Raw genomic sequence first — 12,915 nt, 5'->3', positions numbered from 1 at the left:
CTTATTCCGTGGTTATGTTAATTTTCATTACTTGAAAAAACAACAAATGTTTAGAAAGTAGCTTTAAACTATTTTAGGGGTGGATATTAGATGACAGCAGAGATAATAAATGGTAAGGATTTAGCGCAGGAACTAAGAAATGAAATGAAGGAAGAAGTAACAGAATTAATTCAAAAAGGACTGACCCCACATCTTACTGTCGTGCTTGTTGGGGACAATCCTGCATCAAGATCTTATGTTAGAGGCAAAGAGAAAGCAGCGAGTGAGGTTGGGATAGAATCTTCCTTGATCGAGTTACCAGAATCAACTTCAGAAGATGAGCTTCTATCCTTAATTCAACAATTAAATACAGATGAGCGGATCCACGGAATTCTAGTACAGCTTCCATTACCTAAGCAAATAAGAGAACAGGAAGTCATTGAGGCAATTAGCCCTGCCAAGGATGTCGATGGTTTCCATCCGATTAATATCGGACGCATGATGACTGGGGAGGATACATTTCTACCGTGTACACCTTATGGGATTTTGACGATGTTACAATCAAAGAACATTGAAATAGAGGGAAAGCATGCTGTAATTATTGGTAGAAGTAATATAGTTGGCAAACCAGTTGGACAGCTACTATTAAATGAAAATGCTACCGTTACGTATTGCCATTCAAGAACAGCTGATTTAAAAGCGTACACACAAAAAGCTGATATTTTAGTTGCCGCAATTGGTCGCGCCAATGCAATTACTAGTGATTATATTAAAGAGGGTGCAGTAGTGATTGATGTCGGCATTAACCGTCTTGATAATGGAAAATTAACAGGTGATGTAGATTTTGCTGGGGCAATGAAGAAGGCATCGTATGTTACACCTGTTCCAAAAGGTGTTGGACCAATGACAATTGCAATGCTGTTAAAGAATACAATCAAAGCAGCAAAGGGACTTGCGAGCATTGGAAAATAATTATCTAACAGTCGCTGCCCTCACAAAGTATATAAAACGTAAAATCGATGTAGATCCACATTTAAAAAACGTTTTGTTAAAGGGAGAAATATCGAATTTTAGTCATCATAGTCGTGGTCATATGTATTTGACGATTAAGGATGATCAGGCGAAGGTCCAGGCAGTAATGTTTGCGGGAAATAATCGTTCTTTAAAATTTAAACCAGAGAACGGCATGAATGTATTAATCAAAGGCGAGATAAGTGTCTATGAGGCCTTTGGTCAATATCAATTATACATTCAACAAATGGAGCCAGATGGGATTGGTTCCTTATATTTAGCCTATGAGCAATTAAAAGAAAAATTACATAAGCAGGGCTATTTTGATGTACAACATAAGAAGAAAATCCCGTTATTTCCCGAGCACATTGGCGTGATAACCTCGCCAACAGGTGCAGCTGTACGGGATATCATTACAACAATTAAACGAAGGTACCCAATCGTCCAGATTACCGTTATACCTGCCCTCGTTCAAGGCGATAATGCGGCAACATCGATTGCAAATGCGATCGATCATGCAAACGATTTGGATATATTTGATACAATAATTGTTGGTCGTGGTGGTGGTTCGATTGAAGAACTATGGGCGTTTAATGAAGCAATCGTTGCAGAAGCAATTTATCATTCCAAGACGCCAATCATCTCAGCAGTTGGTCATGAAACAGATGTGACGATTAGTGACTATGTCGCAGATTTGCGTGCCCCAACGCCAACAGGTGCTGCAGAGCTTGCTGTTCAATCACAGATTGAATTAAGGGAAAAGATCAGTACACTAACGCGTTCCTTAACAAGAGAAATAAGGAATGAAATAAGGAATCAAAAGCGACAGTTAGACCGCTTAAAAGGTGCCTATGCCTTTCGATACCCGGAACAGCTAATCAAGCAAAAGGAACAGGCGTTGGATAGTTTTGTTGCTAGTCTACAAAAAGAGATGATCGCAAATCAAAAGGAAAAAGAAACGAGATTAATAAATCTTTATAAACGATTCGTTGCCCAGCATCCACAGAAGCAGCTCGAGCAATCAAAGTTAAAGCTTGGCGAGAAAATTAAATCACAAAATTATTTTATGAATAAAATTGTGGAGAAAAAATCGACACAACTCGTAAGTGCAATCGATAAACTATCCTTGGTTAATCCACTTGAGATAATGAAACGTGGATTTGCTTTACCATATACAACGGATGAAAAATTGATCAAGTCGGTTCAACAAGTAAAAGAAAATGATTATATTAAAATTAGAATAAATGATGGTAATCTAAACTGCCAGGTATTAGAGGTAGAGGAGGAAAGCAAATCATGAAAACGGATGAACTTACGTTTGAAGAAGCAATGGAAAAATTAGAAGTGATTGTTGAGAAACTAGAGGAAGGGGATGTCCCTCTTGAAAAAGCAATTAATTACTATCAAGAAGGGATGACGCTTTCTAAATTATGTGGGGATAAGCTTAATAACGTTCAAGAAAAAATGACGCAAATTATGAATGAGCAAGGAGAATTTGCACCATTTGAAATACAGGAGGAACAATAAACGTGCCAGTAAATCTTACGGAATATATGGACCATTATATAACGATTATCGAGCAAGAAATAGCGAAGCAACTTGAGAAATTAGAGATTCCTAAACCATTAAAGGATTCCATGCTCTATTCGATGAACGCTGGTGGTAAAAGGCTTCGTCCCATCTTATTAATCGCGAGCTATGAAGCATTCGCAGTGGATTATCATAAAGTACTATCCTCTGGTGTTGCTCTTGAAATGATTCATACGTATTCACTAATACATGATGATTTACCAGCAATGGACAATGATGATTATCGTCGTGGTAAACTAACTAACCATAAAGTATTTGATGAAGCAACAGCAATTTTAGCTGGGGATGCATTATTAACGTACAGCTTTGAGGTTATTGTGAATGACCCTTTACTAGTTGATAAACAAAAAATCGAGATTATTAAGTTGCTTTCCAAGACGAGTGGTCCAAATGGAATGGTCGCTGGACAAATATTAGATATGCAGGCAGAAAATAGCGAAGTTACCTTGCAAGAACTTGAAAAAATTCATGAGTTAAAAACAGGCGAATTAATTAAATTTGCAATCTATACTGGGGCATATTTAGGAAATGCGACAAAGGACCAATTACAGTATCTCGAGGAATTTGCTTATTATTTAGGCTTGATCTTCCAAGTACAGGATGATATTCTCGATGTTACTGGAGACGAACAAAAGCTAGGAAAAAGAATCGGCAGTGACGAAAAAAGTATGAAGAGCACGTATCCAAGGCTTCTTGGAATTGATGGTGCGATCGAATTGAAACAGCGATATGTAGCAAGAGCAAAGAATGCACTAAAAAAAGCAAAAGTAGAAGATTCTTATTTAATGGACTTAACCGAGCACTTCAGTAAACGGGACCACTAGACAATGTAATCTATAGTATTCTATTCCAGCCGTTTCACGTTCGTGTAAACGGCTGTTAATGTTGGCTTAATCGAAAAAAAGGCGGATGTATTTAGTGTTTAATTTGTCTAAAAGATGTTGGATTTGATATAGTAAGGATATGAAGTTGAACAGAATCAGGAAATTACGGGCTGTTCTGTTTTATCCCCCTCCTTCACGTTTTTGTTTTATTCACGCTTAGAGGCGGGAGTATTGCAGCCCGTTAATGCGTGATAAAATAATACAGTGACATGGGAAAAGGGTTAACGCGAATGAGCAAAAAACGGTTGGATGAATTATTAGTGGAACGAAATTTAATAGAAAATAGTGACAAGGCAAAGCGAGTCATTATGGCTGGACTTGTGTTTACCAAGCAGGAGCGTTTAGATAAACCAGGTATGAAAGTGGATGAAAGTATTCCATTAACGATAAAAGGAAAATCCATTCCATATGTCGGTCGTGGTGGATTGAAATTAGAAAAAGCATTGAGCAAATTTAATATCTCGGCAGCGGGTAAAATTCTAATTGATGTTGGTTCTTCAACAGGGGGTTTTACCGATTGCGCTTTACAAAATGGGGCAAAGCTCAGCTACGCGATTGATGTTGGTTATAATCAATTACACTGGAAATTGAGAAATGATGACCGGGTTGTTGTAATGGAACGCACCAATTTTCGATATGTGACAGCGGATATGCTTCATAAAGGCATACCTAATCTGGCATCTGTTGATGTTTCCTTTATTTCCTTAAAAAAAATATTGCCTGTACTTAACCAATTAATAGCACCGAATAGCGATGTCATTGTTTTGATAAAGCCGCAATTCGAGGCTAAGAAAGAACAGGTTGGTGTGAAGGGTATTGTAAACGATAAAAACGTGCATCAAGAGGTTCTACGTCAAATGATAGGCTTTGCCAATGATGAGGGATATGAATTAATTAATTTAACCTATTCACCGATTACAGGGGGAGAAGGGAATATTGAATTCCTAGCCCATTTTGGCTGGAAGACTGGGATCAATCACCGAGAAGTTGTTATCAATGAGATCGATAGCATTGTTGAGGATGCCCATTCCTCACTTAAATAGGAAAGAATATATATTAGAGGTGTAACATGAGTAAAATTCAGCGTCATTTAAAAATTCGCGAATTAATTTCTGAAAATGAAATTGAGACACAAGATGAGCTTGTTGAGCATTTACGTTCATTGGGTAAAAATGTAACACAGGCAACCATTTCTAGAGATATTAAAGAACTGCAATTGGTTAAAGTTCCAACAAATAATGGGACATATAAGTATAGTTTACCTGCAGATTCACGATTTAATCCGTTTGACAAGCTAAAGCGCCTAATTGCTGATGTATTTGTGAAAATTGATCATACTAGTCATTTTATTGTATTAAAAACTTTGCCAGGTAATGCACAAGCAATGGGGGTGCTAATTGATAATCTGGATTGGGAAGAGATAATGGGAACGATTTGTGGGGATGATACTTGCTTAATCATTTGTAGAACAGAAGAACAAGCGATTGCCCTTCAGGAACGTTTTATAGGTATGCTGTGATTATAATGTATTTTTTCGGATTGAGGTGAAGGGGAACATGCTGACAGAATTATCGATTCGTGATTTTGCAATAATCGATGAAATTTCAATTAATTTTAATGATGGTTTGACTGTGTTAACAGGGGAAACAGGGGCTGGAAAATCAATTATCATCGATGCAATACAATTATTAGCTGGTGGAAGAGGATCAGTCGAATTTGTCCGGCATGGTGCGAAACGAGCGGAGATAGAAGGCCTATTTATTATTCCAAATAAAAAACATGCGATATATCAGGTTGGCAAGCAATTTGGGATTGAAATTCAAGATGAGCAGGTTGTACTTGAAAGAGTGATTACTGTTTCAGGTAAGAGTATTTGTCGTGTCAACAGTAAGCTCGTTACACTGGCGATATTACGGGAATTCGGCAAGACATTGATTGATATACATAGTCAACATGAAACGCAATCATTAATGAATCCAGATCATCATTTGGATTTACTTGATACGTATGATCCAAAATCAATGGTGAAGGTGAAGGAAGAGTATCATCATTTATATGACAAACTAACAACTTTGAAAGCACGTTATAAAAAGCTAAGTGAAAATGAGCAAGAAATGGCACATCGCCTAGACTTATTAGAATTTCAAAAAACAGAGCTAGAACAGGCAAACCTTTCACCGAATGAAGATGTTTTGCTTGAGGAAGAAAGAAGTTCGCTTGTCAATTTTGAACGGATCTATCAAGCCCTTCAGGATTCGTATAATGCGCTTTATGGCGAACAAAAAGGATTGGAATGGCTCAACCAAGCACAATTGGCATTACAAGATAGTAAAGCATACGACCCTTTTATTACGAAAAAGGCGGAAGAAATTTCAAATCATTATTATGCATTGGAAGAAATTACATATACGATCCGTGTTCAAGTCGAATCGCTACAGTATAATCCGGAGCGCTTGAATGAAATAGAAACACGTCTAAATGAAATCAATCGGTTGAAGAAAAAGTATGGAACAAATGTATCGGAAATGCTTGAATACATGGCCAAGGTTGAGGAAGAACTAGAACAAATTACCAATAAAGATTCCCATCTTTCTGCATTAAATAAACAAATAGAAGAGACGGAAAAGGATGCATACCTTGAAGCGGTTCAGCTTCACGACATCAGAAAGAAAGCTGCAGAATCGTTAACGAAAGCCATTTATAAGGAATTTAAAGGGTTATACTTAGAAAAAGCTTCGTTTGCGATTTCCTTTGATAACGAAGGAAGTTATTTTGAAGAAGGAAAATATGTCCTAACAAAGGATGGATTCGATCAAATTCGTTTTATGATTTCAACAAATCCGGGGGAGCCATTAAAAGAGCTAAGTAAAGTGGCCTCTGGTGGAGAGCTGTCAAGGATAATGCTTGCACTAAAAAAAATCTTTGCAAAACATCAAGGCGTTACAAGTGTTATTTTTGATGAAGTAGATACAGGTGTTAGTGGTCGTGTCGCCCAAGCAATAGCGGAAAAAATTTATCAAATTTCCACTGAGTCACAAGTTCTCTGTATTACACACTTGCCGCAGGTTGCTGCAATGGCAGATACGCATAAATTCATTAAAAAAGTAGAGAAAAATAATCGTACGATTACGAAGATGCAAGAATTAACGGTAAATGAGCAAATCAATGAATTAAGTCGGATGATTACAGGAACAAAATTAACCGATACTGCGAAGGAACATGCAAAGGAATTACTCGAACTCGCATCATCATTTAAAGCAAAGTGAAGTATAATATTACGAATAAAGTCAGAAGCTAGAGTAGACATTTAATTTCCGAAAAATGGAATGAATGACATACAGAATCAAGCTTTTGGCTTTTTTTAGTTACTCACAAATAAAAATACAACATAACCGATTTTGTGTTGAAATAGGAATTAGTTGCCAATAATAAATATACATAAATGCTATATGTTTATATAACGGCTTATACATCTTTTTCTGAAGAATTCAGAGGTAATCTTAAACAGTTTTCATAGGTTTATCCAGTTTAAAAACACCGTTATTAGGTCAAATTATGTCTATAGAAAGAGAATGGTATGGGTTAGATATAGGAGTGTGAAACGGTTGAGTAAACATTTGAATACGATTCGAATTTGTATTGGCGTTATACTCCTGATTGCATGTATTGCAATCCCTCTGTCTACCCCAGTGCAGAAATATTTGACAATACCCAATGAACTTGTAACCTTTCAAAACGAAGAAGCAGTTGATGTACCAATGTTGGGTAAGAATGTTGAAGTGGCATCATCAGATGAAAGTGTACTTGCCATCGATTCCTCCGAATTTTATGCGAAGGAACCTGGCAAGAGTGAGTTAGTATATGAAGTTTCTGGGATACCAATCAAGAAAGTAGACCTATCTGTATTAGATGATATTAGAGTAGTGCCTGGCGGACAATCCATTGGTGTTCAATTACACACGCTTGGTGTTCTCGTAGTTGGGCATCATCTTGTAAATGGGATGGATGGAGGAAAATCACCAGGTGAAGTTGCGAATATTAATGTTGGTGATGTCATCCTAAAAATTAATGGCAAACCAATTAAATCAATGAATGAAATTAAAAGTTATGTAGATCAAGCAGGTAAGGTTAATCGCGACTTAAATGTTACGATTAAGCGTGGAAAGGAAGAAATCCAAACAACACTCCATCCAGAGCTTGATAAACAAAATAATCAATATAAAATTGGATTATATATTAGGGATACTGCTGCTGGAATTGGAACGATGACCTTTTATGAACCAAAATCGAAAAAATACGGTGCCTTAGGGCATGTCATCTCAGATATGGATACGAAAAAACCAATTGAGATCTACAATGGAACAATTGTACGTTCTTCTGTCACAGCAATTGAAAAAGGGAATAATGGGACGCCTGGTGAGAAACAAGCAAGTTTTTCAATCGAGAATAATCAACTTGGGACGATAACGAAAAATAGTCCATTTGGCATTTTTGGTGAACTGCATCATGCAATCGAAAATGAAAAATATAAAGAACCAATGCCAATTGCATTATCACATGAAGTTAAAGAGGGTCCGGCAAAAATTCTCACCGTTATAGAGAATGAGAAAGTAGAAGCGTTTGATGTGGAAATCGTTAGTAGTGTTGCGCAGAAGTTTCCGGCAACAAAAGGGATGGTTATTAAAGTAACAGATCCAGAATTATTAGAACGAACAGGTGGAATTGTACAAGGGATGAGTGGAAGCCCAATTATTCAGAATGGGAAAGTAATTGGTGCCGTAACCCATGTTTTTGTCAATGATCCGACATCAGGTTACGGTGTCCATATTGAATGGATGTTACAGGATGCAGGTATTAATATTTATCAAAACAGTAAAAAGGCAAGCTAACCAATCAACCAACTTGTAGTGGGTTCTTCCATTACAAGTATTTTTTTTTGGCAGAGAAGAAAGTATAAAACTTTCTTCTGTTGCATAAGTGCAACTAAGGCTGTCACCGAAAAGCTTGGTGACAACCAAGCTTTCTAAAAAAGTCGTTTATTCCACTTCATTTTAACGGATTTAGGGAAATAATAGCAAAAGGAAAATTATTTAATCCTTTTTGAAATAAAAAAAGGATATTCGCAATTTTTGTAGAATAAGTAAATTAGGATAGCATTAACCGTTACATATATTAAAGGGGGAACAACTTTGGAAAAAACTAGTATTGTATTAGTTGATGATAATAAGGAACTTGTGCAAATGATGGAAGAGTATTTTGAGGAACAATCAGATATTGAGGTTATTGGCAAAGCATATAATGGCAGGGATTGTTTAATGCTGTTAGATGAATTAGAACCGGATGTATTAATATTAGACATTATCATGCCACATATCGATGGTTTGGCAGTGCTTCAGACAATTAAGAACAAAGATAATCAACCAACACCGAATGTAATTATGCTTACTGCATTTGGTCAAGAAGAGGTTATGAAGAAGGCAGTCGATCTTGGGGCATCTTATTTTATTTTAAAACCATTTGATCTAGATAATTTAGGAGATCAAATTCGCCAGGTAAAAGGTAATTACACTGTTAATGCTAGAATGAACAAAGGTACGAAAAAAGATAAAAAGAAATTAGATTTAGAAGCAAGCATTACGAATATTATTCATGAAATCGGCGTTCCAGCACATATAAAAGGATATATGTATCTAAGAGAAGCGATCACAATGGTGTACAATGATATCGAGCTTTTGGGATCGATTACAAAGGTGCTTTACCCTGAGATAGGGAAGAAGTTCAATACGACTGCGTCACGAGTAGAGCGAGCGATTCGTCATGCAATCGAGGTTGCATGGAGCAGAGGAAATGTCGATTCAATTTCGGCTTTATTTGGCTATACCATTAATATTTCAAAAGCAAAACCTACAAACTCAGAATTTATCGCAATGGTCGCAGATCGGCTGCGCTTAGAGAATCGAGCTTCTTAACAACAGGTGGGGTAGTAAGAAATTAATAAAAGTATTCCAGTGAAGGAATACTTTTATTAATTTCTAATTATTTTTTTACAAAATATGCATTGTATATTGATTTAATTGCACGGTCCATATCAGTTGATTGAATACCGAACATCATTGAGACTTCTGATGAACCTTGGTTAATCATTTCAATATTTACCCTAGCTTCCGTTAATGCTGCAATTGCTTTGTGGGCTACACCAATCGTATTTACAAGACCTTCACCGACGACCATAATAATTGCGATGCCACGGTGTAGGCTAACCATATCGGGATGTAATTCTTCTTTTATTCTGTTAATAACGATTGCCTCTTTAGAAGGGGAAATATTTCTTTCGCGAATGATAACAGACATATCATCAATCCCTGAGGGAGCATGTTCAAAAGAAATTCCTTCAGCTTCTAGAATACCTAATAATTTCCGCCCAAATCCGATTTCACGGTTCATTAAATATTTACTAACATATAAACTACAAAAGCCAGTGTCACTAGCAATACCAGATACACACTCATCTTCCTTTACTTCCCTTTCAGAAACAATGAAAGTTCCTTTCGCATCCGGATTATTAGTATTTTTAATACAGATGGGTATCTTTTCTTTAATTACTGGAATTAATGCCTCATCATGAAAAACGGAAAAACCAGCATACGATAATTCACGCATTTCTTTATAGGTTAAAATTGTTATTTCTTTCGGATCGTTTACGATATTGGGGTTAACGGAATAGACCGAGTTTACATCGGTAAAGTTCTCATATAACTCCGCTTTAACACCTGCAGCTATTATCGAACCAGTGATATCGGAACCACCTCTTGAGAATGTTGTTAGTTTTCCTTGCTCTGTATAGCCAAAGAAGCCCGGTATAACCAATACTCCGTCTTTTTCATGTAATGTATAAATCTTTGCTAAGCTTCCTGGTAAAATTTGTGCATTTCCCGGCTCGTCACTGACAATGATACCAGCATCCAGCGGGTTTATGTAATGTGCGTCAATTTCCATACTTTGTAAATATGCACTCACAATTTTTGCTGAACTATCCTCGCCAATTGCTTTTATTGCATCTAATTTATCCGCATTCGATTGTTCTGCATTTAATACCGTTTTTATCATCGTCTCAAATTCAATTAATAATTCGTTTGAAAGATTTAACTCCTCAATGATTTCTGTAAATCTATCCATTATTAATTTTAAATTGGTTTCGTATTGTAATCCATTTAAATAGGAATTTCCCATTTGGATAAGTAAATCGGTCATCTTTGTATCTGTTTGATGCCTTTTTCCAGGTGCGGAAACGACAATAAATTTTCTTTCTGGATCACTTTTTATGATTTCGCCAACTTTTTTTATTTGTGTTGCATTTGCTAATGAACTGCCACCAAACTTTGCTACCTTCATCCCAAATCCTCCTGAACAACATTAATATTTTCCTATCATACCATAATTCTCGGCATTTTCAGTTAAAAGAATAAAAAAAGATGGAATTACCCATCTTTTTCAAGTTTATCCCGAATTAACTGGCTGTAAGACCCCACTTAGTGAAGCTTCACTTTATCTGGCTTAACTTCTTTCGAGGTACGTTCTTTTTTTCGGTCCCGGTAAATAACAAATCCACCAAGAAATGCAATTCCGCCAATTGTAAATAGTAAACCAACGACGAATTGAATCCCTGGATTAATGAAAATAGGATAAAAGTCCGCAAATAAAGAATCACGCATCATCTTAATCCCAAAGACAGTAACAATACCAGGTATAAATAATAGTAACAAGGCGATAATTCTAATCATTAAATACTCCCTCTAATCACATAACGATCTATTAAAGTAATTATATCAAAATTCCGGATAAAGTGAAGTTTCAAATATCAGGAGAAATTAGGACCAGGTATAAATTTTTTTTGCTAAACAAGCATTTCTAAAGTATGATATAAATATAAAAACTTAATCTTAAAAGTTAAATGGAAGCTATGATAATGCACAGTCGATAGTTAGTGGGTTTACCATTCTGTCTTGGCTAGATTCTGTACTATCCCAGCGGAAGAAATACACGGATACACCTGAGGGAAGAAGACCAAGGAAACAAATACCATCCTAGGTTAGATCGCACTATATGTAATACAGAAACCAATAAGAAGTTAGCCGATTATTTCGTATATTTGTTTTTGGATTGCATTCTTTTTCTTTGTTATGTATCCTAGGGTAAAGCGGTTACACTTCAAGTTTTTCATACGTTATTGATAATAGGAATTTCGAATCTACGTCAATATCTTGTACATATTCTCAAAATCAATATATAATATTAACTACTAATAGGAGGTACTACCATGGAAATTTTTACTTATATGGAAAAATACGATTACGAACAACTTGTTATTTGTCAAGATAAAAATTCTGGATTAAAAGCGATTATTGCAATTCACGATACGACTCTTGGACCTGCATTAGGAGGAACAAGAATGTGGACATATAAATCTGAGGAAGATGCGATTGAAGACGCACTCCGCTTAGCGAAGGGAATGACATATAAGAACGCAGCTGCTGGGCTAAATTTAGGCGGCGGCAAGACAGTTATTATTGGCGATCCTAGAAAAGATAAGAATCCAGAAATGTTCCGAGCGTTCGGACGTTATATCCAAGGATTAAATGGTCGTTACATCACAGCGGAGGATGTTGGGACAACCGTTGATGATATGGATTTAATTCATTTAGAAACAGACTATGTAGCAGGTCTTTCTGGTTCATCCGGTAACCCATCCCCAGTTACTGCCTATGGGATATATAAAGGAATTAAAGCAGCTGCTAAAGAAGCATATGGCGATGATTCTATAGAGGGTAAGACAGTTGCAGTACAAGGTGTCGGTAATGTAGCCTTTGCACTTTGTGAACATTTGCACAAGGAAGGCGCGAAATTGATTGTAACCGATATTAATCAAGCTGCGGTTAATCGTGCAGTAGAAGCTTTCGGTGCTACTGCAGTTGGCCCAGATGATATTTATGATGTTGAATGTGACATTTATGCTCCATGTGCATTAGGAGCGACAATTAACGATGATACGATTCCAAGAATAAAAGCTAAGGTGATTGCAGGATCTGCAAATAATCAGCTTAAATCAAGCGTTCATGGCGATATTCTTTTCGAAAAAGGGATCGTCTATGCACCCGACTATGTTATTAATTCTGGCGGAGTAATCAATGTTGCAGATGAACTGACTGGCTATGATCAAAGCCGTGCACTTAAAAAAGTGGAAACAATTTATGATAGCTTGGCAAAAGTATTTGAGATATCTAGACGTGATAATATTCCTACATATGTTGCAGCAGATCGAATGGCTGAAGAAAGAATTCAATCCGTACGAAACTCTCGAAATCAATTCTTATTAAACGAGCATCATATATTAAGTAGAAAAAGATAATTTTACGAGATGTTTATTTTACTCATTTATCCACTTAAGCAAAGG

The 12,915-nt window shown here is 36.4% G+C and carries 12 protein-coding genes; 10 read left to right on the top strand and 2 right to left on the bottom strand.

Annotated features, from left to right (window positions below; all coding sequences use genetic code 11):
• The first annotated feature begins 90 nt into the window (after nucleotides 1–90).
• The 9 genes from folD to spo0A all read left to right on the top strand — a co-directional run bounded on the left by folD (nucleotide 91) and on the right by spo0A (nucleotide 9,433).
• Nucleotides 91–951 carry a bifunctional methylenetetrahydrofolate dehydrogenase/methenyltetrahydrofolate cyclohydrolase FolD gene (gene folD, locus CWR48_RS08920; RefSeq protein ID WP_115772888.1) on the top strand — a complete coding sequence of 287 codons (861 nt, stop codon included), beginning with the start codon at nucleotides 91–93 and terminating at the stop codon, nucleotides 949–951.
• Nucleotides 941–2,290, top strand: a complete 1,350-nt coding sequence (gene xseA / locus CWR48_RS08915; protein WP_115772887.1) for an exodeoxyribonuclease VII large subunit — start codon at nucleotides 941–943, stop codon at nucleotides 2,288–2,290. The genes folD and xseA overlap by 11 nt, the downstream gene beginning before the upstream one ends.
• A complete protein-coding gene (locus tag CWR48_RS08910) occupies nucleotides 2,287–2,517 on the top strand; it encodes an exodeoxyribonuclease VII small subunit (RefSeq protein ID WP_115772886.1) in 231 nt (76 codons plus the stop codon). The genes xseA and CWR48_RS08910 overlap by 4 nt, the downstream gene beginning before the upstream one ends.
• A gap of 2 nt (nucleotides 2,518–2,519) precedes the next feature.
• Nucleotides 2,520–3,404 carry a polyprenyl synthetase family protein gene (locus tag CWR48_RS08905; protein ID WP_115772885.1) on the top strand — a complete coding sequence of 295 codons (885 nt, stop codon included), beginning with the start codon at nucleotides 2,520–2,522 and terminating at the stop codon, nucleotides 3,402–3,404.
• Nucleotides 3,405–3,694: 290 nt separating this feature from the next.
• Nucleotides 3,695–4,507 (top strand): TlyA family RNA methyltransferase, encoded by an 813-nt coding sequence (locus CWR48_RS08900; protein WP_115772884.1) that lies wholly within the window; start codon nucleotides 3,695–3,697, stop codon nucleotides 4,505–4,507.
• 26 nt (nucleotides 4,508–4,533) lie between these two features.
• Nucleotides 4,534–4,983, top strand: a complete 450-nt coding sequence (ahrC, locus tag CWR48_RS08895; RefSeq protein ID WP_115772883.1) for a transcriptional regulator AhrC/ArgR — start codon at nucleotides 4,534–4,536, stop codon at nucleotides 4,981–4,983.
• Between the two features lie 37 nt (nucleotides 4,984–5,020).
• Nucleotides 5,021–6,730 (top strand): DNA repair protein RecN, encoded by a 1,710-nt coding sequence (gene recN, locus CWR48_RS08890; protein WP_115772882.1) that lies wholly within the window; start codon nucleotides 5,021–5,023, stop codon nucleotides 6,728–6,730.
• 306 nt (nucleotides 6,731–7,036) lie between these two features.
• On the top strand, nucleotides 7,037–8,353 hold the full coding sequence (gene spoIVB / locus CWR48_RS08885) for a SpoIVB peptidase (protein ID WP_115772881.1): 1,317 nt from the start codon (nucleotides 7,037–7,039) through the stop codon (nucleotides 8,351–8,353).
• Nucleotides 8,354–8,653: 300 nt separating this feature from the next.
• Nucleotides 8,654–9,433 carry a sporulation transcription factor Spo0A gene (gene spo0A, locus CWR48_RS08880; RefSeq protein WP_115772880.1) on the top strand — a complete coding sequence of 260 codons (780 nt, stop codon included), beginning with the start codon at nucleotides 8,654–8,656 and terminating at the stop codon, nucleotides 9,431–9,433.
• Nucleotides 9,434–9,500: 67 nt separating this feature from the next.
• Here the strand turns inward: spo0A and CWR48_RS08875 are convergent, their stop codons facing one another.
• Nucleotides 9,501–10,856 (bottom strand): aspartate kinase, encoded by a 1,356-nt coding sequence (locus tag CWR48_RS08875; protein WP_115772879.1) that lies wholly within the window; start codon nucleotides 10,854–10,856, stop codon nucleotides 9,501–9,503.
• 137 nt (nucleotides 10,857–10,993) lie between these two features.
• Entirely contained in the window at nucleotides 10,994–11,245 is a 252-nt protein-coding gene (locus tag CWR48_RS08870; protein WP_115772878.1) for a DUF2627 family protein, read from the bottom strand.
• A gap of 536 nt (nucleotides 11,246–11,781) precedes the next feature.
• Between CWR48_RS08870 and CWR48_RS08865 the strand changes: the two genes are divergently transcribed.
• Nucleotides 11,782–12,870, top strand: coding sequence for a Leu/Phe/Val dehydrogenase (locus tag CWR48_RS08865; protein ID WP_115772877.1), 1,089 nt, complete (start codon nucleotides 11,782–11,784; stop codon nucleotides 12,868–12,870).
• Nucleotides 12,871–12,915: the final 45 nt, after the last annotated feature.

This window comes from Oceanobacillus arenosus (genome assembly GCF_003369575.1).
Lineage (GTDB): Bacteria > Bacillota > Bacilli > Bacillales > Amphibacillaceae > Oceanobacillus > Oceanobacillus arenosus.
This window is presented reverse-complemented; position numbering and strand designations above follow the sequence as displayed.

Bases quoted from the DNA above. Each gene is read 5' to 3' on its own strand.
- CWR48_RS08910 (WP_115772886.1), top strand. From the start codon at position 2,287: ATGAAAACGGATGAACTTACGTTTGAAGAAGCAATGGAAAAATTAGAA.
- CWR48_RS08865 (WP_115772877.1), top strand. From the start codon at position 11,782: ATGGAAATTTTTACTTATATGGAAAAATACGATTACGAACAACTTGTT.
- recN (WP_115772882.1), top strand. From the start codon at position 5,021: ATGCTGACAGAATTATCGATTCGTGATTTTGCAATAATCGATGAAATT.
- spoIVB (WP_115772881.1), top strand. From the start codon at position 7,037: ATGGTATGGGTTAGATATAGGAGTGTGAAACGGTTGAGTAAACATTTG.
- ahrC (WP_115772883.1), top strand. From the start codon at position 4,534: ATGAGTAAAATTCAGCGTCATTTAAAAATTCGCGAATTAATTTCTGAA.
- CWR48_RS08870 (WP_115772878.1), bottom strand. From the start codon at position 11,245: ATGATTAGAATTATCGCCTTGTTACTATTATTTATACCTGGTATTGTT.
- folD (WP_115772888.1), top strand. From the start codon at position 91: ATGACAGCAGAGATAATAAATGGTAAGGATTTAGCGCAGGAACTAAGA.
- CWR48_RS08875 (WP_115772879.1), bottom strand. From the start codon at position 10,856: ATGAAGGTAGCAAAGTTTGGTGGCAGTTCATTAGCAAATGCAACACAA.
- CWR48_RS08900 (WP_115772884.1), top strand. From the start codon at position 3,695: ATGAGCAAAAAACGGTTGGATGAATTATTAGTGGAACGAAATTTAATA.